Source organism: Brenneria izadpanahii, assembly GCF_017569925.1.
Classification (GTDB): Bacteria; Pseudomonadota; Gammaproteobacteria; order Enterobacterales; family Enterobacteriaceae; genus Brenneria; species Brenneria izadpanahii.
The window spans coordinates 2,317,993-2,339,932 of the sequence record NZ_CP050854.1 but is presented as its reverse complement, the minus strand read 5'-3'; the positions used below and the strand labels follow the sequence as shown (position 1 = coordinate 2,339,932).

Below are 21,940 nucleotides of genomic sequence, written 5' to 3'. Positions count from 1 at the left end.
TTGCTGAAACGTTTTAGCTAACTCTCAACCCACACACCGCCCTCTTTAAAACGGCGGCAGGTTAGCCATCGACCCGGTTGCCGTCATCGGCATCAATAAAACTTAACGAGGCGGAATTGACGCAATACCGTTCGCCGGTGGTCTGCTGAGGGCCGTCGGGGAATACATGTCCCAAATGTGCATCACAATTGCCGCAGCGGATCTCAATACGGTGCATATGATGTGAATGGTCGTCAAGATAACGAACGGCGTCAGAGGATACCGGTTGGTCGAAACTCGGCCAGCCGCACCCTGAGTCATACTTGTTGCCTGAATAAAACAACGGTCTCTGGCAGCACAGGCAGTGATAGATACCGGTACGCTTGTTATGCAGCAACTTGCCGGAATACGGGGGTTCGGTGCCTCTCTGCTGAGTCACGTAACGTTGTATTTCGGTCAATTCAGTCGCATCTGAAGAAGTTTGCTGAACGAGTTTGTTAGTCATAGAAGTCTCACGGAAGCAGCATCAACCAAATCATTCATTAATAATAACAAAAAATTAACAACTTTACAGGTCATTTTGGCTTAATATAATGTCAGTGGACCGGATGAGCATTTAATTGTGACATTCATCACAATTTTAGACGGATTGGGCTTCATATGAATATGACTTACGTAGCCCTATATCAGTCTTAAATGTTCTTTATTTACAGCTTAGGTGGAATTTCGTTCAAAGGTTGGTCATAGGATTGACTTACAGCAACTATTGACACGATTCCGCTTGACGCTCAGCAAGGTTTTTGTAATTTTACAACCAACCTTTATTCACTAACCAAATCTGGTGGAATATATGACTATCAAAGTAGGTATCAACGGTTTTGGCCGTATCGGCCGTATTGTTTTCCGTGCAGCACAAGAACGTTCTGACATCGAAATTGTTGCGATCAACGATCTGTTAGACGCTAACTACATGGCGTACATGCTGAAGTATGACTCTACTCATGGCCGTTTCAACGGCACCGTTGAAGTTAAAGATGGCCATCTGGTTGTTAACGGTAAAACTATCCGTGTTACTGCAGAACGCGACCCTGCAAACCTGAAATGGAACGAAGCTGGCGTTGACGTGGTTGCTGAAGCAACTGGCCTGTTCCTGACTGACGAAACCGCACGTAAGCACATCAGCGCTGGTGCGAAAAAAGTTGTTATGACTGGTCCGTCTAAAGACAGCACTCCGATGTTCGTTATGGGCGTTAACCACAAATCCTATGCTGGTCAGGACATCGTTTCCAACGCGTCTTGTACCACTAACTGCCTGGCGCCGCTGGCTAAAGTCATCAACGACAACTTCGGTATCGTTGAAGCACTGATGACCACCGTTCACGCCACCACCGCTACTCAGAAAACCGTTGACGGCCCGTCTCACAAAGACTGGCGCGGCGGCCGCGGCGCATCTCAGAACATCATCCCGTCTTCTACCGGCGCAGCGAAAGCAGTGGGTAAAGTTATCCCTGAACTGAACGGCAAACTGACTGGTATGGCGTTCCGCGTTCCTACTCCGAACGTATCCGTTGTTGACCTGACTGCCCGTCTGGAAAAACCGGCTTCTTACAAAGAAATCTGCGCCGCTATCAAAGCAGCTTCAGAAGGTGAACTGAAAGGCGTTCTGGGTTACACCGAAGACGACGTCGTTTCTACCGATTTCAACGGTGAAAAACTGACTTCCGTATTCGATGCCAAAGCAGGTATTGCTCTGAGCGACAACTTTGTGAAACTGGTTTCCTGGTACGATAACGAAACTGGCTACTCCAACAAAGTTCTGGATCTGATCACTCATATCTCCAAATAAGTTCGAGTGATAGTTCAATGATGAAGGGCGGCCTCCGGTCGCCCTTTTTACTTGCTGATTAACAACAACCAAAATAGGCAACATCATGAATGATAAGATTTTCAAACTCCCCATCACTAAGTCCATCACCTCAACCATCAGCCAACGACAGCTAGAACAACTGCCGGTGATCGTTGTCGAGCATCCCCAGGTCCGCGCCGCCGTAGCATTGCAGGGCGCGCATCTGTTGAACTGGCAGCCAGCGGGTGAAGCGCCGGTTCTTTGGCTCAGCGATAACACGGCGTTCGCCGAACATGTGGCTATTCGTGGCGGTATCCCTGTCTGTTTCCCATGGTTCGGCCCGTATGCTGAACCTAATCACGGCTTTGCACGTCTGCTGCCGTGGGAATTCACATCTCACAGCGAAGATGAACAAGGTGTGGAACTGACTTTCACGCTGCGCGACACGGCGAAAACCAGAGAATCCTGGCCGCACGAATTTACCCTTATCGCCCGTTTCAAATTGGGTAAAACGTGTCATGTCGAATTGGAAGCGCACGGCGATTACAGCTACACCAGCGCGTTACACACCTATTTCCAAATCGGCGATATTGGCCAGATCGGTATCAGCGGACTGGGCGATCAATTTATTGATAAAGTAAACCAGGGCAAGGTATCCGCTCAGCAAGGGGATCTGGTATTTACCGATCGTACCGACCGTATTTACACGCATCCGCAAAGTATTAGCGTTATTAATGACCCGGTATTACAACGCACGATTGAAGTGCACCACACCAACTATAGCGACGTTGTTGCATGGAATCCCGGCGCAGAGCTATCGCATACCATCGGCGATATGACCGACGATGGCTATAAAACGTTTGTCTGCGTAGAAACGGCGCGCATTAGTCAGCCTTTAACCGCGACAGTACAGTCACCGGCCCGCTTATCCACGCTTATCCGTATTAAGAAATCGTCATAACGACGAAATGGGCGTATGAACACGCGTTCATACGCCATCTTCCCAAACATTACACAACATCAAGATGCTGTTTATGCTTCGGCGGCGGGAACGCCTGATCCAACAAGGCTAGTTCATCGGGGTGAAGCGTAATATCCAATACCTGCGCATTCTCTTTAATATGCTGCTCTGAACTGGCTTTAGGAATGGCTATCACCCCAGGCTGGCGAATCACCCAGGCAAGCAATACCTGGGCCGGCGTGATTGCATGCGCGCTGGCGATGGCGTTAACTGCGGGATGCGCGAACAGCCCGCTGCGCAACCGCCCTGCCTGAGCAATCGGACAATAAGCCATAACCGGTACATGCTGTTGCTGACACCAGGGCAGTAAATCAAACTCTATTCCGCGCGACGCCAAATGATAAAGCACCTGATCGGTCATGCATTCCCGACCGCCATCCAGCGACCAGAGCTCACGCATATCGTCAATATCAAGGTTGGATACGCCCCAACGGCCAATCTTGCCGGAACGCTGTAGTTGCTGCATGGCGGAGATAGTATCGATCAATGGAATATTGCCGCGCCAGTGCAGTAAATACAGATCGATATAGTCGGTCTGCAGACGTTTCAGGCTCCGCTCACAGGCGTTAATCGCCTTTGCGCCTCCCGCATTGTGCGGGTAAACTTTGGAAACCAAATATACCTTATTGCGCCGCCCGCGAATCGCCTCGCCGACGACGCTCTCCGCCCCGCCATCCGCATACATTTCAGCCGTATCGATCAAACGCAGCCCTTGATCGATCCCCGACTGCAACGCTTTAACTTCCTGAGCTTTCGTTTGCGCGTTTTCTCCCATGAACCAAGTGCCCTGCCCAATAGCCGGCACTTTCGTTCCATCCGGAAAGCTGACTTCTTTTATCGCCATGACTGCTTCTCCCCTTGATAAAGTAGCGCAATAGCCCGTGCACCATTAACGAGCAAATGGAGCGGCGTCGCCCCATTATCGTGCAGGCAACGCACCATGATATCGAACGGGCTTAGAATTGGTAGCTGACGCCCGCGCCCATTACCGCGCTGTAGCTGCTATCGACGATCGGGCTATCCTTGGTTTCATCGGATAGCCGGATATAACGGCCAACGGCCCAAACACTCCAGTTTGGGGTTAGTCGATAGTTGGCGCTAAGCTCAACATACGGCGACCACCCATCTCCGGGACGATAGCGGCTAAACCCTGAACGTGCGGATTCCTGGCTGCTGACCCCATAATAATAGCGGTTCATGTTTTCGCTGAACCAACTGGCGCCAATACCGGGTGTTATATTCAGGTCGCCCATGGTAAAGTGGTAAAGATAGGCGGTATCCCAGATAATCCCGTTGCTGTAATCCAGCGTATCGCCCGCCAGTACGGTGCGAATTTCGCCCCACTCGGCCAGGTGGCGATAGGCGGCGCCGGCCATCAGCGTGCTGCGCCGCTTATCCAACTGCTGCATGCGGGCATCATCATTGTCGCCGGGTTTAAACCCCAACGGCAGGTAATAGGCGGTCAGCGATAGCTGATTTTCACCGTCGTTCCATAAGTAGTATCCGCCTCCCAAGCCACGAAAATAGAAGCGTTCGCTTTCATAATTCAACATGGGAAACGGGTAAACGTGGCTATCATCGCCACGATACACCGACGTCGAGCCGAGCGCCCCAACGCCTAACGACACGTCAGCGGCATAGGCTGCGGGTTGCGCCATAGCCGCCGACGCCAGAGCGGATGACAAAAATATTTGGAATTTATTCACAGTTTTCGTTTCCTGTTACGAACAAACATCGTTAAACATGATGACTCTACTGTTCACATCTTCTCTTAGTTTAAATAAAAATAAGATAAACGAATAATTTATATCAATATTGTCTCTGTTTCATGAACAGCGGCGCCAAGCGGCCTATACTGCCGCATTACAGGATATTACCTGGTATTGTCAGGAAGTGAGTCATTGAAATATCTTAAAAATATGTCCGCAGAGTGGAGGAAATTTTGCGGATGCAAACTACGCTTTAATACAGAAGGCGAAGTTTTTCGAGTCAGCAGAAATGGATAAAACCATGACATTGTCCTTATACCGCAAGTTGGCATAAGGGTTGCTGTACTCAGGAGGATTTCTTCTTTCGGGGAGCAATATTATAGGCCGTACGCATTTTTACACGCTCTCTTAATCTGTGCTAATCGACGAAGGACGGGCATCGCTATGAACATATTTGATCACTACCGTCAGCGTTACGACGCTGCCAAGGATGAAGAGTTCACACTGCAGGAATTCCTTACTATCTGTCAGCAAGATCGAAGCGCATATGCAAACGCTGCTGAACGATTGCTAATGGCCATCGGTGAACCCGTAATGGTGGATACCGCCCATGAGTCGCGTTTGTCCCGCTTATTTTCAAACCGGATTATTGCCCGTTATCCCGCTTTCGAAGAATTCTATGGCATGGAAGACGCCATAGAGCAGATCGTGTCTTATTTGAAACACGCGGCGCAAGGATTAGAAGAGAAGAAACAGATTCTATATCTGCTGGGCCCGGTCGGCGGGGGTAAATCCTCGCTGGCGGAACGCCTGAAGGTGCTGATGCAGCGTGTGCCGATTTATATTTTGAGCGCGAACGGCGAGCGCAGCCCGGTTAACGATCATCCATTGTGCCTGTTTAACCCGCAGGAAGACGCCGCCATTCTGGAGAAAGAGTACGCCATTCCGCGGCGCTATCTGGGCACCATCATGTCGCCGTGGGCGGCTAAACGCCTGCAGGAATTTGGCGGCGATATCACTAAATTCAAAGTGATCAAAGTGTGGCCGTCTATTTTGTCGCAGGTCGCCATCGCCAAAACCGAACCGGGGGACGAAAACAATCAGGATATCTCGGCGCTGGTCGGGAAAGTGGATATCCGCAAGCTGGAACATTACGCCCAGAACGATCCCGATGCCTACGGTTACTCCGGCGCGCTATGCCGCGCCAACCAGGGCATCATGGAGTTTGTGGAAATGTTTAAAGCGCCCATCAAGGTGCTCCACCCGTTGCTGACCGCGACGCAGGAAGGAAACTACAACGGTACGGAAGGCATCGCCGCCCTGCCGTTTAACGGCATCATTCTGGCTCACTCCAATGAATCTGAATGGGTACAGTTCCGTAATAACAAAAACAACGAAGCCTTCCTTGACCGTGTCTATATCGTGAAAGTGCCGTATTGCCTGCGCGTTTCCGAAGAGGTCAAGATCTATGACAAACTGCTTAACCACAGCGAGCTTGCCCATGCGCCTTGCGCGCCCGGCACGCTGGAAACGCTGGCCCGCTTCTCGATTTTATCGCGCTTGAAAGAACCTGAAAATTCCAGCATTTATTCCAAGATGCGGGTGTATGACGGTGAAAGCCTGAAGGATACCGATCCGAAAGCGAAGTCCTATCAGGAATACCGCGATTACGCGGGCGTGGACGAAGGGATGAACGGCCTTTCAACCCGATTCGCCTTTAAAATCCTTTCCCGGGTATTTAACTTCGACCACAGCGAGGTGGCGGCGAACCCGGTACACCTGTTCTACGTACTGGAGCAACAGATTGAACGTGAACAATTTCCGCAGGATCTGGCGGAAAAATATCTTGAGCACCTGAAGGGTTATCTCATTCCCAAATATGCGGAATTTATCGGCAAAGAGATCCAAACCGCCTATCTGGAATCCTATTCCGAATACGGACAAAACATTTTTGATCGTTATGTCACCTACGCGGATTTCTGGATTCAGGATCAGGAGTATCGTGATCCGGATACCGGACAATTGTTTGACCGGGAATCGCTCAATGCCGAGCTGGAAAAGATTGAGAAACCTGCGGGTATCAGTAATCCCAAGGATTTCCGTAACGAAATCGTCAACTTTGTGCTGCGCGCCCGCGCCAACAACAATGGCCGCAATCCGAACTGGACCAGTTACGAGAAGCTGCGGACAGTGATTGAGAAGAAAATGTTCTCTAACACTGAAGAGCTGTTGCCGGTTATTTCGTTTAATACCAAGACCTCAACGGATGAGCAGAAGAAGCATGATGACTTCGTTGATCGTATGATGGAGAAAGGCTATACCCGGAAGCAGGTACGTTTGCTGTGCGAATGGTATCTGCGGGTGCGGAAATCATCGTAATGAGATGCGAAGCGAGCAAAGTCGTTTGGGGGGAGTATGGCCTATTTCATTGATCGACGGCTAAACGGCAAAAACAAGAGCATGGTTAATCGCCAGCGCTTTCTGCGCCGCTACAAGTCGCAAATAAAACAGTCGATTTCCGAGGCCATTAATAAGCGTTCGGTGACTGATATCGAAAGTGGGGAGTCAGTATCGATCCCCAACGGGGACATCAATGAACCGATGTTTCATCAGGGCCGCGGTGGACGACGCCATCGCGTTCACCCGGGGAATGATCATTTTGTACAAAATGACCGAATCGAGCGGCCACAAGGAGGTGGCGGCGGCGGATCGGGTCAGGGCGACGCCAGTAAAGACGGCGAGGGTCAGGATGACTTCGTATTCCAGATCTCCAAAGATGAATATCTGGATTTGTTGTTTGAGGATTTGGCCCTGCCGAACCTGAAAAAAACGCAGCACCGGCAGCTTAATGAATACAAAACGCATCGCGCGGGCTATACGGCCAACGGCGTTCCCGCCAACATCAGCGTTGTGCGATCGCTGCAAAATTCCCTGGCCCGCCGTATGGCGATGACCGCAGGGAAACGCAGAGCGTTGCATGCCCTGGAGGAGACGCTGGATCAACTGGAACACTCTGAGCCGGTTCAATTACTGGAAGAGGAACGGCTACGCCAGGAAATTGCGGATCTGCGCCAGAAGATCGCCCGCGTGCCGTTTATCGATACGTTTGACCTGCGTTATAAAAACTATGAACGCCGGGCCGAGCCATCCAGTCAGGCGGTGATGTTCTGTCTGATGGATGTTTCCGGCTCCATGGATCAGGCGACCAAGGATATGGCGAAACGCTTTTATATTCTGCTCTATCTGTTCCTCAGTAGAAATTATAAAAACGTCGAAGTTGTCTATATTCGCCACCATACGCAGGCTAAAGAGGTTGATGAGCAAGAGTTCTTCTACTCGCAGGAAACCGGCGGCACGATTGTTTCCAGCGCGTTGAAGCTGATGGAGGAAGTGGTTCAGGAGCGTTACGATCCGGCGCAGTGGAATATCTATGCGGCACAGGCATCTGACGGAGATAACTGGGCCGACGACTCGCCGCTGTGTCATCAAATCCTGGCGAATCAACTGCTGCCTATCGTGCGCTACTATAGCTATATTGAAATCACCCGGCGTTCACATCAAACGCTGTGGCGTGAATATGAAATGTTGCGCGATGAGTTTGATAATTTCGCCATGCAGCATATTCGCGATCCGGATGACATCTATCCGGTGTTCCGGGAGCTTTTCCGGAAACAAACCGTAGGCCATTAGCATAATATAAATCAGCCAGTTACCTCTATTTTCTGGCTGATTTTATGCTGCCGTCCCCTTTTCCCGCCTAAGCTGACGCGGCGGCGCCCGCGCCATATACGGTTATCAAGGCCACGTTCGTTACAACGTCACCGATATAACGCTTCCATTCGCCGCCGGGCATTACCCTTAGCGGAAAGGTAAAATTCAGGTTTCTGTTTTCTCATGCAAAAGTTTGTTCTGCTCTTGCTGGCGCTGGTGTTGCTGGGGCCGCTAGGGAACGATATTTATTTGCCCCTGATTCCCGCTATCGCTCACGGTTTAAACAGTCCTGAACCATTGATCCAATCAACCATTGCGCTTTTCATCATGGTCATGGGGCTCGGTCAGTTAGCGCTGCCGCGGGTGAAATGGAATATATAGAGGACTTGGAGCCCGAAGAGACTCGGATGCGACCTTGTCGGGCCTTAGCAAATAGGTAAGCCCGGCCAACGGGCGGCTAGTCACGTCGGCTGTGCGGCACGCGGCGACCTGCGTGCAGTTTCTGCGCGGCGCGGGCGAAGTGAAGTTCTTCGGCCACGGCGAGAAAGCAACGAAGATGGCGAAATTCCAATTTGCTTCCCCTGCATCATAGAAAGTGGTTACGTCAATGCTGTCTCTGTCGCAACAGTGAGCCATCCCGAATCATCCAGCGCTAATTGCAGATCGAGCCCAAGCTGCTCAAGCAAGTCATGATCGTGACTGACAATAAGAAGCCCCCCGCGATAGACGCGCAGGCTGTCAATGAGGGCCTGTCGGGTCTTGATGTCCAGATTGTTGGTCGGCTCATCAAGGACAAGGATTTGATGGGGCGGGTCTGCCAGTAATAGGCGCGCCAAGGCAACGCGAAACCGTTCGCCACCGGACAGCGTGCCTGCTGATCGGTTTGCTGCCTCACCACGAATCAGGAACCTGGCCAGTTGGGTACGTATTTCACCGGTCGGTACTCGCTTTGCCGCTGTGTGGACGTTCTCAATGGCAGAAAGGTTGTTATCAAGACCGTCAAGACGTTGGGACAGGTATCCAATTGCCGAGGTGATGGGCACAGCGTGGGTTGCCCGTGACGCACGCAGCGCATCGTCGAAAATCGTTGCAAGCAAGCGCGTCTTGCCAACACCATTGCGCCCTGTGATTGCAACTCTCTGCGGCCCGATGATGGTGTGGATGCCGCCAGCGTGGTGCAATTCGATCAAACGACGACCAGCATGAACAGCAGGGTCAGGAAGTTCAATGCGAACCCTATCGTCGTCGCGCAGACGAGATTTCTGCTCGGCCACGATGTCTCGCGCGGACTGGATGCGATCATCGTGGCTTTCCCGCAGTTTCCCGGCGGATACCTGCGCCTGGAATCGACGGGTATTCATGACAATTTTTGCGGCACGCTTGGTCGCGTGGCTTTTGTCCGCACTATGAGTCCGGCGGGCAAGTTTGGTTTCGGCCTCTTGCCGTTGTCGCCGCTCTTTGCGCAGCCCCTGTTCAGCGGTACGCAGCGCTTGCGCTGCGGCTGCTTGCTCGGTCGTTACCAATTCTTTGTAGGCGGTATATCCGCCGCCATAGATTTCAAGTTTTCCGTCATGCAACTCCACCGTCTCTTGCATGAGGTCAAGTAGTTCGATGTCGTGGCTGACCACAACCAAAGTACCTTGCCAATAGGAGACGACTTCATAGAACTGTTGCCGAGCAACTGCATCGAGATTGTTTGTCGGCTCATCCAGCAACACGATTGGCGTCGCGGCCAAGCGCAGTCCGAGAAGAGAGACAAGCATGGCCTCTCCCCCTGACAGCGTGCCCACTGAGCGATCGAGGCCCAACGCCCCTAATCCGACTCTGGAAAGCACAGCTTCTGCACGGGCACGGACGTCCCAGCCATCACCTAGCGTCTCATAAAGCATAGAGGCCGTTTCTCCCGCCTCAATCGCCGCGAGGGCGTCCAACTGCGGGCGAATTCCTAGCAAATCAGAAACAAGAGCGTCCGTCGCCAGCGTCAGATTTTGAGGAAGATAGCCAATCTCGCCAGAAACGTTGATCGTCCCAGAGGTAGGTGCCAATTCTCCGTTTATCAATCGAAGAATCGTTGTTTTGCCTGCACCGTTGTCACCAATCAGGCCGGTGCGTCCTGGCCCGAAAGCTGCCGTCGTGTCGTCCAGGACGCGGGTGCCGTCTGGCCAGCTAAAAGAGGTTCGGTTGAACAAAATGCAGGGCATAGACATAGAGAACTCCCTTCATTGGGTTCGCAGTGGAGACAATGATAGATCATCTTCTTTACAACGTAAATAAGATGGCAGATACTTGCGCTAATGGTTGTCTCTGCTGTTGGTACCCTGGCGGGGTCGGCATCGGCAATGCGACACTTACCCCTTGCGCACTGGCTACTGAACCATGACGCATCGACCACGATGGGAGATAAAGTACAAATGACTGGCAAAAGCACCGCAATGAGCGTGTGGCTGGTGCAGCCAACCAGCCGGAAAATTGCAAAAGGCACCATTGACCGTGTCCTTATTGCAAGCCACACTGCGCAGTTGCTTGATGAGAATGGCCTGGAAGCATTCACCATGCGAGCCCTAGGGGGACGACTCGGTGTCAGCGCGATGGCCTTTTATGCCCATGTCCGTCATAAAGATGACGTACTTGAACTCGCCCAAGATCATGTCATGGGCGCATTGAAGGTGGCCCCCGGCCCTTGGGATGCCGTGCTGCGTCAACTGGCAGATGACTATCGGCGACTACTTGTTGCCCATCCCTGGTTGCCCACGCTGGCAGGCCGGTATCTCAATGCAGGCCCCAACGTAACGTCAATGACAACTCTGGCAGCCAATGCGTTGTCAGACGGCGGTCTGCCGCCCCATCTCATTACGGCATCGCTGTCCGCCGTATTCGCCCTTGCTCATGGACACGGAGCCATAGAGGCTGCATGGATGGCAAAGGGCTCGCAAGGTGAATTAGACGATCTAACTCGCCAACTAGCGCAACGATCTCCGCAAGACCCGGTGCTGGCCTTTCGCGCCGAATCGGGCACCAGCACGAGCAGTGCCACTGAATGGAATTTCGCCCTTGATTGCCTTCTGCTGGGAATCAGTCGCCGTATTCTGGATAATGCATAGCGTTCGTCAATGAGTGGATGGTGCCGAGTGGAGGTTGAGGCTGTCCATGCCTTATGTGTTCGCCTTTGGACGATGCTCTGAGCTGCTGCGGCGGTGGATGCCCTCGGTAGCCTTCGCCAGAACTCGCCGCGTTACTTCAAGGCTTCCCACCGCAACGCCCCTATGTGGCGCCTAGTGTATTGAGGCCAAAAGCAGGAAAGGGCCAGAATATGGTCTAACCCATTGTCCTGCATGACTTATTTTCCCGCTGCATTTCCACAAAAAACTTAACAGCGGACATTTTTCAGGGACTCGCCGTCTGCTGCACCGCCGTCGCGATTTTCAGCTGCGTACGCGACCGGCTGAATGGCGATGACGCCGCCCGGACTTCCGGTTTTCTTAACGTTTCGCCAACCGCCTTATTCGTAAGCTTGGCCGCCCGGTGTGCTTGACCACGGGAAGCCTATTGATGGGCGCCGGATTTCTCAGCCTAACCCTGGGGGTTGCGCTGCTGCCGCCGCATTTACAAGATACCTGGCCGAGCTACATGCTGCCGGTCGCGCTGTCCTGCGCCGGTTTGGCTTTTCTGATGGGGCCGGCCACCAGCTATGCCCTGGAGCCCTATTCGAATGAAGCCGGCATTGCTTCGGCGATGATCGGCTTTATTCAGATGGCAGGCGGCGCGGCACTGGGGCTGGCGGCAATGGCTTTACCTCTACCAGCCAAAATATCACTGGCATTGGTCATGCTATGCGCGGGTTTGCTGGCCCTACGGGCCAGGCTGCTGACCCGCAGGCTGAAGGGCAGCATTACCGAACTGTCCCAGAGTTAGACCTTGGCGTAACGGAATACGGACAAATCATCGGATTGAATATCCGGTGTCTTACCCGAAATAATATCGGCCAGCAGTTGCCCCGAACCACAGGCCATCGTCCATCCTAGCGTGCCGTGTCCGGTGTTCAGATACAGATTCTTTAGCGGGGAGCGCCCGACTAACGGCGTTCCGTCCGGCGTCATAGGGCGCAGACCGGTCCAGAATGTCGCCTGTTCAACCGGCCCCACATTCGGGTAGAGATCGCGAACCACCATCTCCAGCGTTTCCCGGCGCTTCGCATTCAACGCGGTGTTAAAACCGACGATTTCCGCCATGCCGCCTACGCGGATGCGCTGGTCAAAACGCGTGATGGCGACTTTATACGTCTCATCCAGTACGGTAGAGATCGGCGCCGCCGCCTCATTCGCCAACGGAATAGTCAAAGAGTATCCCTTCAGCGGATAAACCGGAATATGGAACCAGCTACGCAGCAGTCCCGTCGAGTAGGAGCCGCAGGCCATGACATACGCATCCGCGGTTACCGCTTCGCCGTTACATTGCACGCCGCTGACTTGCTGACCTTCTACCTGCAGCCGGCTGATTTCCTGACCAAACTTAAAGACGACGCCGGCCTCTTCGGCCATTTTCGCCAGGCTGCGGGTAAATAGCTGACAATCCCCCGTTTCATCATTCGGCAAGCGTAAACCGCCGGTAAGTTTATCCGCCACATTGGCCAGCGCCGGTTCGACCGTCGATAGCTGGAGCCGATCCAGTAATTGATAAGGCACTCCCGCCTCTTCTAATACCGAAATATCGCGAACCGCATTTTCGTACTGCTGCTCGGTTCGGAACAGTTGCAACGTACCGCCCTGTCGTCCTTCATAGTGGATATCGGTTTTCTGACGCAGCGTCTGTAAGCAATCGCGGCTATATTCCGCCAGCCGGACCATACGGGCTTTATTGACTTTATAGTGTCTGCCGTCGCAATTCAGCAGCATCTGCCACATCCAGCCTAACTGTTCAGTGGAAAAGTCTGGCCGAATAGCCAACGGAGCATGGCGTTGAAATAACCATTTGACGGCTTTCAGCGGAATACCCGGCGCGGCCCAGGGAGCTGAATAACCGGGAGAGATTTGTCCGGCGTTTCCCGCACTGGTTTCAAGCGCCGGTTCCGGTTGCCGATCGATCACGGTTACCTCATGCCCGGCCTGCGCCAGATACCAGGCGGTACTGACGCCAATAACGCCACTCCCTAGAATCGCAACCCGCATCTTTACTTATCTCCCCCAATCATTCTGAATTACCATGTAATATGCTGGATAATTATTTATGCACTGAAATAAAAAGCTACTCTAGCATTTAGGTAAAAAATGTCATCAGGCGCAGATATAGCATTTAACTATTGTTCATAAGGCGTAATAGCGTCATATTATGGAATAAAACTCTGTAAATCTTTTCCGCCAACCTACCGTTTTTACGTCACTTTTATCAGATTGAGCTACGATTAATAATGTCTGTGCGATCTTGTGCAGGCCGATCATGTAAGGGGCGCGCTGATGGCTATATCGACTGATAACCCGGTAAAGAAACCTAATCGCCTGGATGACGGGCCAGACTGGTCGTTTGAGCTATTGCAGGTCTATCTCGATGAAATAGATCGGGTAGCGAAACTTTATCGTCTGGATACCTACCCTCACCAAATTGAAGTGATTACGTCTGAACAGATGATGGATGCCTACTCCAGCGTAGGTATGCCGATCAACTATGCTCACTGGTCATTTGGGAAAAAATTTATTGAAACCGAGCAGCGTTACAAGCACGGTCAACAGGGGCTGGCCTACGAAATCGTTATCAATTCGGATCCCTGTATTGCTTATCTGATGGAAGAAAATACCATGCCCATGCAAGCGCTGGTCATGGCGCATGCATGCTATGGGCATAATTCGTTCTTCAAAGGCAATTATCTATTCCGTAGCTGGACCGATGCCGGTTCTATCGTCGATTATCTGATCTTCGCCCGGCAATATATTGCGCAATGCGAAGAGCGCTATGGCGTGGAAGAGGTTGAACGCCTGCTGGACTCGTGCCATGCGCTAATGAACTACGGCGTCGATCGCTACAAGCGTCCGCAAAAAATATCCCTGGAGGAGGAGAAGTCCCGCCAGAAGAGCCGTGAGGCTTACCTGCAAAGTCAGGTCAACGAGCTGTGGAAAACGCTTCCGCGCCGTGAACAAGACGTGGCGCATGAGCAGACGCGCCGACGTTTCCCGCAGGAGCCGCAGGAAAATTTGCTCTACTTTATGGAAAAAAACGCGCCGCTGCTGGAACCCTGGCAACGTGAAATTTTGCGCATCGTCCGTAAGGTCAGCCAGTATTTCTATCCGCAAAAACAGACGCAGGTCATGAATGAGGGATGGGCCACGTTCTGGCATTACACCATTCTTAATCATTTATACGATGAAGGCCGGGTTTCCGAACGTTTCATGCTGGAGTTTCTGCACAGTCATACCAACGTGATCTACCAGCCGCCGTATAACAGTCCCTACTATAGCGGCATAAACCCCTATGCGCTGGGCTTTGCGATGTTCCAGGACATCAAACGCATCTGTCAGGATCCGACGGAAGAAGACCGCTATTGGTTCCCGGATATCGCCGGTAAAGACTGGCTGGAAACGCTTCATTTCGCCATGCAGAACTTTAAGGATGAAAGTTTTATCAGTCAGTTCCTGTCGCCGAAAGTGATGCGTGATTTCCGCCTGTTCACCGTTCTTGACGACGATAACAACAATTATCTTGAAATCGCTGCGATTCATGATGAAGAAGGCTATCGTTTAATCCGGCAGGAGTTGTCCGCGCAGTACAACCTGAGCTATCTCGAACCGAATATTCAGGTTTGGAATGTCGATTTACGCGGTAACCGTTCGCTGACGTTACGCTACATCCCGCATAATCGCGCGCCGCTGGATAAGAGCAGCAACGAAGTGATGAAGCATGTTCATCGTTTATGGGGATTTGAGGTATTTATGGAGCAGGTGAACGAAGACGGCAGCGTCGAACTGCTGGAGCGGTGCCCGCCCCGTAATGTTTCATCCTCACAGCCTTGAGCGGAATTAACTGAAAGGCGGATATAAGGCCAAGGGTATTCAGGCAATGCTGAATACCCTTTTCTTTAGCGTCGGATTTCAGCGATATCGCGCGGAATAGCGCTTTGCATGCTATGCCAGATAGCGCCGCTCTCTTTGCCGTAATGCCGAACAACATCCAGCACCTGCTCATATAACCCTTCGCGGCATAATGCTTCCAGCCGGCCATAAAAATCCAACGCCAGTTTGCGCGCATCGGGATTGGAAAAATAATAACGGCCTACGCGGATATACAGCCCTTTCAATCCATTCAAGATTAACCCATAAATAGGATTGCCGGACGCAAACGCCAGTCCGCGGAATACGTTGTAGTCAAGTTGGGCAAAAGCGTCCGCGTTATCATCCACCGTTTCGGTTTGCTTCAACACGTCTTGCGTCTTTTCCGGGTGCTGCCGCAACGCGGTGCGGATAAAGATAGCCGCGATATTGGTACGAACGGACAGTAGGTTATCGATGAGTTGCGGTACGCTGTCGTGATCGAGCCGGGCAAGCGTTTCCAGAATATTCAGCCCTGAGGTTTCCCAGAAATTATTGATTTTCGTCGGTTTACCATGCTGAATAGTCAACCAGCCGTCACGCGCTAAACGCTGAAGCACTTCTCGCAGCGTGGTGCGCGTCACGCCTATCAGCTCGGAAAGCTCTCTTTCCGCCGGCAGAATTGATCCCGGCGGGAAGCGGTTATTCCATATACTTTCGATAATATACTCTTCCGCGAATCCAGCCGGACTTTGCGCCTTTATAACCATGGGTTTGATGTTCCGTAGCGATATTTACCGATGAAAAACACACTCATCATACCAGATGAGCCAGCCATGATATAGCGCCGCCGCCATACCCGAAACAAATTCAATATAAAACTGTGACTATCAACAACTCCCTTCCCTACGGCATCGATATACTCATTGACTGGTCATAAATATTTTCGGACATGCCGCGTAACCCGGCCGATGCCCGGCATCGTATTAGCCGGAAACATATCCGGCAGCTATTAGCGCTCACATTCGTGTATAGTAGTCAATACGATGCGATTTCGGCCCCGAAACCACACCGGGTCGACGATTATTGAACCGTCGCGGAATAAATAAGAGAATCAAATAAATACACGCTACGTTTTGCACAGTGAAATGATGGTAGTGGAGCCGCTTCGGTTTACACTGCTGATTCGATCATTTTTAGCATGGAATACTTGTTATGTTGCGATTTCTTAACCGTTGCTCACGCGGGCGCGGCGCCTGGCTGTTAATGGCATTCACAGCCTTGATTCTGGAACTGGTCGCGCTTTATTTCCAGCACGTATTGGGGTTAAAACCCTGCGTGCTCTGCATTTATCAGCGAAATGCGCTCTTCGGCATTATGGGCGCGGGTCTGCTGGGCGCCATCGCTCCCGCCAGTCTGTTACGCTATCCCGCCATTGCGCTATGGATATACAGTTCGTTCGAAGGACTGCGTCTGGCCTGGGAACATACCAATATACAACTTCACCCATCTCCTTTTACTACCTGTGATTTTTTCGTCAGTTTCCCATCATGGCTGCCGCTGGATAAATGGCTCCCCGCTATATTCAACGCAACGGGCGACTGTTCGGAGCGCCAATGGCAATTCCTGTCGCTGGAAATGCCGCAGTGGCTGATTGGCATATTCGCCGCCTATCTGTTGATTGCCGTGCTGGTATTAATCGCCCAGCCTTTCCGCCCTAAACGACGCGACCTTTTCAGCCGCTAAAAATCGACGAATTGAACGATAGCCGCCCGGCTGAATAAACCCGGCGCCGCCCGTTTAAACGCCCCTGCCGGCAAGAGATCATCCAGAATCAGTTCCCCTGATTCTGGATTTTTTCTGTCTGAATAGGCGGTGGATGTCGCCGTTGACGCTTCTTCCGCCGGGCGGAACGTCTTTCCCCGCTCCCTTGCTTCCACATGACTACCTCTGACTCCGGCCTGTCAAAAACCTGCATCCGCCGCCGCCGGCTTCCCGCTGAATACAAACGGCGCGACTCATCCCGATAATGGATATCACAGCCTGCCGCCGCCGACTTCACCAGTCTCGCGTTGCGCAGCAAAACGCACGGGTGTAAAGACCTGCATACCTCAAAATAGGAATCTCCATAATTTATTCACACTATCAATTTATTTAAAAAAACCGTGATTCTGAGAAAAATTCTACTCCTGAAAATAACGCTAATGATTATCATTCATATTACATTTATCATCCGACTCGACCTGTACAAAAAACAACCACAGCAACGAGGAGGCATGGAATGTATTTTCAGGGTATTAAATACAGCAAGAAACCACTGACATTGTTACTGGCAGGATTCATGGGCGGCGGCAGTTATGGCGCAACGGAATCCTATGACGAAGATACAATGGTGGTGCAGGCGACGGCGGAAGAAGCGCTTAAGCAGCAACCCGGTGTTTCCATCATAACCAAGGAGGACATCGAACGTTCGCCGCCGGTCAACGATCTGTCGGAGATTATTCGCAAAATGCCCGGCGTCAACCTGACCGGCAACAGCGCCACCGGCGCTCGCGGCAATAACCGGCAAATCGATATTCGCGGCATGGGGCCGGAAAACACCCTGATCCTGATCGACGGCAAACCGGTCACGTCACGCAACTCCGTCCGCTACAGTTGGCGCGGCGAGCGCGACACCCGCGGCGACAGCAACTGGGTTCCGGTGGAAATGGTGGAACGCATCGAAGTGTTGCGCGGCCCGGCGGCGGCGCGCTACGGTTCCGGAGCCGCCGGCGGCGTAGTCAATATCATCACCAAACGCCCCACCAACGACTGGCGCGGTTCGTTCTCCCTGTACGCCAATCAGCCGGAAGACAGTAAGGAAGGCGCGACCCGACGCGCCAACTTCAGTCTGAACGGCCCGTTGATCGACGATGTGCTGACCATGCGGCTGTACGGCAACATCAATAAAACCGACGCCGACGACTACGATATCAATCATGCGCAGAACGGCTCCTACGCCGCCGGGCGCGAAGGGGTGCGCAACAGGGATATCAATACGCTGCTGTCGTGGAAGATCAATCCGCTGCAGATCCTGGACTTCGAGTATGCCTATAGCCGCCAGGGCAATATCTATACCGGGGATACCCAGCATAGCAACAGTAATATCCAGCCCCTATTGCCCGCTTACTACGGCGAGGAAACCAACCGCATGTACCGCCAGAGCTATGGCGTCACGCATAACGGCATCTGGGACTGGGGCCAGTCGCGGCTGGGTTTCTACTATGAGAAGACCAACAACACTCGCCTGTCCGAGGGGCTATTCGGGCGCGGTGAAGGGATGATTGACGTTAACGCCGACGAATATTCCACCAGCCGGCTGGATAACTATAAGGCTAGCGGCGAGTTGAATATTCCGTTCCGCCTGCTGGCGGAGCAGACCGCCACTATCGGCGCCGAATGGAACCGCGAAGAGTTGGACGATCCGGACTCAACCAGCTACACCGCCACCGATAGCGACATCGGCGGCATCCCGGGCAATCCGAACGAACGCAGCAGCAAAAACAGCGCCACCCTGAGCGCCATCTATTTCGAAGATAATATCGAAGCCGCGCCGGGCACCCATATCATCCCCGGACTGCGTCTCGATTACCACAATCGGTTTGGCGCCAACTGGAGCCCGAGCCTGAACGCATCCCAGGAACTGGGCGACTATTTCAAGCTAAAGGCGGGGATCGCCCGGGTATTCAAGGCTCCTAATCTCTATCAGTCCAGCAAAGGTTACCTGCTGTATAGCAACGGCGGCGGTTGTCCGCTCGGAACCAGCGGCGGTTGCTATCTGATCGGCAACGACGATCTGGATCCGGAAGTCAGCGTCAATAAGGAGATCGGGCTGGAGTTTACTTATGAAGGCTACGACGCCGGGCTCACCTACTTCCGCAATGACTATAAAAACAAGATTGTCTCCAGTACCGGCGCCCTGGATACCTTGAGCAACGGACGCAGCGTCTATCAGTGGGAAAACGGCGGCAAGGCGCTGGTGCATGGATGGGAAGCCTATCTGACGGTGCCGCTGGTGCGGGATACGCTGGACTGGCGCACCAACGCCACCTGGATGATCAACTCCAAGGACAAGACGACCGGCAACCCGCTGTCCGTCATCCCCAAGTACACCATAAACACGATGCTGGACTGGCAGGTGAACGAAGATCTGTCCGCCAATTTGAGTTGGACCCTGTACGGCCGCCAGAAACCGCGCCAGCATTATGAAAATGGCGCGGATTCCGGCGTAGGCGGCGGCACCCTCATGTCGACCAAAGAGCTGGGCGCCTATTCCGTCCTGGGCGCCAGCGTGAATTACGCCGTCACGAAAAATGTGCAGGTTAATGCGGGCGTCAGCAACCTGCTGGACAAGCGAGTCTATCGTGATAATCAGGGCGCATTTACCTATAACGAGCCGGGGCGCGCCTATTACGCCGGCGTGACCTATAACTTCTGACTTCTCATGCCGATTGCCGGGCCACCCGGCAATTTCTCATGACGCATCAATCACACAGACAGGCCTTGTTATGAGCAAAATAAAATTCTCTCCAGCACGTTCGGCGGCCATCGCTATGGCGCTGTTTTTATCGGCCGGACTTAACCGCCCCGCCGCCCCGCAAACGATAACTATCGAACATGCGCAGGGCGCCACGCAGGTGCCGCTAAACCCGCAGAAAGTGATCGTATTCAACCTGGAAACGCTGGATATTCTGGATGCCCTGGGGGTTAACATCAGCGGCGTGCCGCAAACCAACACCCACTTGCCGTCATTTTTAGCCAAATATCGCGGCAGCGAATACATGAACGCCGGTACGCTGTTTGAACCCAATTACGAAGCGCTGAGCGACGCCGAACCGGACCTGATCGTCGCCGGCGGGCGCATGCGCGATGCGTATGACAAACTCAGCGCCATCGCGCCCACGGTTTCCCTGAACATCGACAGTAATAACTTCGTGGCTAGCCTGGCCCAGCGTATGCAGCAAATCGGAGTTATTTTCGGCAAAGAGAAGGAGGCGCAACAGAAACTGGATGCGTTTAACCAACAGGCCGAGCAGGTTAAAGCCAAAGCCGCCGGCGCGGGTAGCGCCATGGTACTGATGATCGGCGGTGGAAAACTCTACTCTTATAACCCGAACTCGCGTTTTGGCTTTATCTTCGGCGTTCTTGGTTTTACACCCGCCGCTGTTCTGCCGAAGGAAGGATTACACGGCAATATCGTAAGTGCGGAATTTTTGCTGCAATACAACCCCGACTGGCTGTTTGTGGTGAGCCGCGACAGCGCGATCGGGAGCGGCGAAGCGGAATCGGCAAGACAGGTGCTGAATAATCCGCTGGTTCACAAAACCACCGCATGGCAGAAAAATCAGATCGTTTATCTGGATTCCGCAGCGCTGTATTTGGCGGGCGGGCTGCAATCCTATTCCCGGATGATGGATGACGTCGCCAAAGCGTTGGATCAACATCCGGCGCGCTAACCGCGAACGCCTTTAGGCGAAAAGCGAAGGTAATAGTCAATAAAAAAGCCCGGCTGCGCAAACCGGGCTTCTTTATCAATCTCTTTCGTGCGTGCGTTAGTGCGGCGATCCATAAATATCCCTGTAATGGTCCAATCGTTCTTTGAAGTACTGTCTTTTCTCCGGTGGGATTTTTTTTGAAATTTCGTCAGCATTAATTTGCTTTTTCTGACTTTCCATAAAAGCAATCGTGGAAGCAGCAAAATCAGCGTACTGATCGCTGTATCCAAGAATCATCTTCTCAAAATTAATCATCTGCTTCCCCCCTTTCATTCGCCCATTGCTGTATTAAAAGTATACTGCACATTCAGGTTTTCACATGGGAGAAGGTACGCTGACTTTAGCTTATTTGGCTAAAGCCGACAGGTTTGAAATAGATCTGTGATACATGTCCGAAAATCGGCGGGAGTGACGCTTTACAACCGGTGATATCCATCAAAAAAACCGCCTGGATAAAGCGCCGCTCGCGCGTCCACTTCAAAGGGCGGTTTCCTATCACCGATAAAATTCAGATTGGTGTTGATAACGGTGTCTCATGTTTATTTTTGTTAAGGATACGGCAGGTTAATTCTGTCGCGGCGATAGCGCATTTCCTGGTTATCTCCGTATCCTTCACCCCTGATAATGTCAACGCCGCTCCGGGCATTGTCTTGTGTCCAATAAGCTATCTGGCCCATTCAGGTTTGTTGATGATATGGTCCTGCCAGTCCACCACTTCACTTTCCCGCACGGCGATATGCCGGACGGAAATGCGCTCCCCGTGCATTGCCGCTTTCGATCCCGCAATCAACGGATGCCACTGCGGCAACGCTTTTCCCTCGTGGATCAGGCGATAGGCGCAGGTGGCGGGCAGCCAGTTGAAGGTCAGTAAATTTTCCCGCGTGAGCTTGATGCAGTCAGGCTCATACTCAAATCGGCGCGCATAGTTACGACATTGACAGCTTTTGATGTTCAATTGATTACAGGCTACGTTGGTGAAGTAAATCTCTTCCGTATCTTCATCAATGAGTTTGTTCAAACAGCACTGACCGCAGCCATCGCACAGCGACTCCCACTCGTCGTCAGTCATTTCAGACAACGTTTTATGCTGCCAAAAGGGGCGTTCAGTCATTTTTCTTTCCGGTTAA

At 52.4% G+C, this 21,940-nt stretch carries 18 protein-coding genes and 3 pseudogenes; 11 read left to right on the top strand and 10 right to left on the bottom strand.

The window, feature by feature from the left end:
• Nucleotides 1-61: 61 nt before the first annotated feature.
• The gene (gene msrB / locus HC231_RS10560) at nt 62-484 is read right to left on the bottom strand and encodes a peptide-methionine (R)-S-oxide reductase MsrB (protein ID WP_208230931.1); all 423 of its coding nucleotides are present in this window, start codon (nt 482-484) and stop codon (nt 62-64) included.
• Between the two features lie 345 nt (nt 485-829).
• Between msrB and gapA the strand changes: the two genes are divergently transcribed.
• Both gapA and HC231_RS10550 read left to right on the top strand, forming a co-directional pair.
• Nucleotides 830-1,825, top strand: coding sequence for a glyceraldehyde-3-phosphate dehydrogenase (gene gapA / locus HC231_RS10555; protein ID WP_208230930.1), 996 nt, complete (start codon nt 830-832; stop codon nt 1,823-1,825).
• Nucleotides 1,826-1,910: 85 nt separating this feature from the next.
• Nucleotides 1,911-2,786 (top strand): D-hexose-6-phosphate mutarotase, encoded by an 876-nt coding sequence (locus tag HC231_RS10550; RefSeq protein ID WP_208230929.1) that lies wholly within the window; start codon nt 1,911-1,913, stop codon nt 2,784-2,786.
• A 49-nt stretch (nt 2,787-2,835) separates the two neighbouring features.
• On the opposite strand, the gene HC231_RS10545 is transcribed toward HC231_RS10550, so the two are convergent.
• Complete coding sequence (locus HC231_RS10545; protein WP_208230928.1) at nt 2,836-3,690, bottom strand: aldo/keto reductase; 855 nt, start codon at nt 3,688-3,690, stop codon at nt 2,836-2,838.
• A gap of 112 nt (nt 3,691-3,802) precedes the next feature.
• Nucleotides 3,803-4,504 (bottom strand): MipA/OmpV family protein, encoded by a 702-nt coding sequence (locus tag HC231_RS10540; protein ID WP_425490558.1) that lies wholly within the window; start codon nt 4,502-4,504, stop codon nt 3,803-3,805.
• Between the two features lie 495 nt (nt 4,505-4,999).
• Between HC231_RS10540 and yeaG the strand changes: the two genes are divergently transcribed.
• The 3 genes and pseudogenes from yeaG to HC231_RS10525 all read left to right on the top strand — a co-directional run.
• Complete coding sequence (gene yeaG / locus HC231_RS10535) at nt 5,000-6,934, top strand: PrkA family serine protein kinase (protein ID WP_208230926.1); 1,935 nt, start codon at nt 5,000-5,002, stop codon at nt 6,932-6,934.
• 36 nt (nt 6,935-6,970) lie between these two features.
• Nucleotides 6,971-8,245, top strand: coding sequence for a YeaH/YhbH family protein (locus HC231_RS10530; protein ID WP_208230925.1), 1,275 nt, complete (start codon nt 6,971-6,973; stop codon nt 8,243-8,245).
• 204 nt (nt 8,246-8,449) lie between these two features.
• Nucleotides 8,450-8,617 (top strand): annotated as a pseudogene (locus HC231_RS10525) (Bcr/CflA family drug resistance efflux transporter); the annotation flags it as partial.
• Between the two features lie 142 nt (nt 8,618-8,759).
• Here HC231_RS10525 and HC231_RS24235 read toward each other — a convergent pair.
• Nucleotides 8,760-8,837: pseudogene (locus tag HC231_RS24235) on the bottom strand (LysR family transcriptional regulator); the annotation flags it as partial.
• A 28-nt stretch (nt 8,838-8,865) separates the two neighbouring features.
• Nucleotides 8,866-10,473 carry an ABC-F family ATP-binding cassette domain-containing protein gene (locus HC231_RS10515; RefSeq protein ID WP_208230924.1) on the bottom strand — a complete coding sequence of 536 codons (1,608 nt, stop codon included), beginning with the start codon at nt 10,471-10,473 and terminating at the stop codon, nt 8,866-8,868.
• 132 nt (nt 10,474-10,605) lie between these two features.
• On the opposite strand from HC231_RS10515, the gene HC231_RS10510 reads away from it, so the two are divergent.
• Nucleotides 10,606-11,367 (top strand): TetR/AcrR family transcriptional regulator, encoded by a 762-nt coding sequence (locus HC231_RS10510; protein ID WP_208230923.1) that lies wholly within the window; start codon nt 10,606-10,608, stop codon nt 11,365-11,367.
• A gap of 385 nt (nt 11,368-11,752) precedes the next feature.
• A pseudogene (locus tag HC231_RS10505) lies at nt 11,753-12,178 on the top strand (Bcr/CflA family drug resistance efflux transporter); the annotation flags it as partial.
• Here the strand turns inward: HC231_RS10505 and HC231_RS10500 are convergent.
• A complete protein-coding gene (locus HC231_RS10500; RefSeq protein ID WP_208230922.1) occupies nt 12,175-13,431 on the bottom strand; it encodes a D-amino acid dehydrogenase in 1,257 nt (418 codons plus the stop codon). The pseudogene HC231_RS10505 and the gene HC231_RS10500 sit on opposite strands and share 4 nt — an antisense overlap.
• Before the next feature lie 285 nt (nt 13,432-13,716).
• On the opposite strand from HC231_RS10500, the gene HC231_RS10495 reads away from it, so the two are divergent.
• Nucleotides 13,717-15,264, top strand: a complete 1,548-nt coding sequence (locus HC231_RS10495; RefSeq protein WP_208230921.1) for a SpoVR family protein — start codon at nt 13,717-13,719, stop codon at nt 15,262-15,264.
• Between the two features lie 65 nt (nt 15,265-15,329).
• Here the strand turns inward: HC231_RS10495 and fadR are convergent, their stop codons facing one another.
• The gene (gene fadR / locus HC231_RS10490) at nt 15,330-16,049 is read right to left on the bottom strand and encodes a fatty acid metabolism transcriptional regulator FadR (RefSeq protein WP_208230920.1); all 720 of its coding nucleotides are present in this window, start codon (nt 16,047-16,049) and stop codon (nt 15,330-15,332) included.
• A gap of 445 nt (nt 16,050-16,494) precedes the next feature.
• Here fadR and dsbB point away from each other — a divergent pair, with 445 nt between their 5' ends.
• Nucleotides 16,495-17,025 carry a disulfide bond formation protein DsbB gene (dsbB, locus tag HC231_RS10485; protein WP_208230919.1) on the top strand — a complete coding sequence of 177 codons (531 nt, stop codon included), beginning with the start codon at nt 16,495-16,497 and terminating at the stop codon, nt 17,023-17,025.
• On the opposite strand, the gene HC231_RS10480 is transcribed toward dsbB, so the two are convergent.
• The gene (locus HC231_RS10480; protein WP_208230918.1) at nt 17,022-17,219 is read right to left on the bottom strand and encodes a hypothetical protein; all 198 of its coding nucleotides are present in this window, start codon (nt 17,217-17,219) and stop codon (nt 17,022-17,024) included. The two genes, dsbB and HC231_RS10480, sit on opposite strands and share 4 nt — an antisense overlap.
• Nucleotides 17,220-17,560: 341 nt before the next feature.
• Between HC231_RS10480 and HC231_RS10475 the strand changes: the two genes are divergently transcribed.
• Nucleotides 17,561-19,756 carry a TonB-dependent siderophore receptor gene (locus HC231_RS10475; protein ID WP_208230917.1) on the top strand — a complete coding sequence of 732 codons (2,196 nt, stop codon included), beginning with the start codon at nt 17,561-17,563 and terminating at the stop codon, nt 19,754-19,756.
• A gap of 79 nt (nt 19,757-19,835) precedes the next feature.
• Nucleotides 19,836-20,774, top strand: coding sequence for a siderophore ABC transporter substrate-binding protein (locus tag HC231_RS10470; RefSeq protein ID WP_425490556.1), 939 nt, complete (start codon nt 19,836-19,838; stop codon nt 20,772-20,774).
• Between the two features lie 96 nt (nt 20,775-20,870).
• On the opposite strand, the gene HC231_RS10465 is transcribed toward HC231_RS10470, so the two are convergent.
• Nucleotides 20,871-21,068, bottom strand: coding sequence for a DNA polymerase III subunit theta (locus HC231_RS10465; RefSeq protein ID WP_048639952.1), 198 nt, complete (start codon nt 21,066-21,068; stop codon nt 20,871-20,873).
• Nucleotides 21,069-21,477: 409 nt separating this feature from the next.
• Nucleotides 21,478-21,924, bottom strand: a complete 447-nt coding sequence (locus tag HC231_RS10460) for a YcgN family cysteine cluster protein (protein WP_208230915.1) — start codon at nt 21,922-21,924, stop codon at nt 21,478-21,480.
• Nucleotides 21,925-21,940 lie beyond the last annotated feature (16 nt).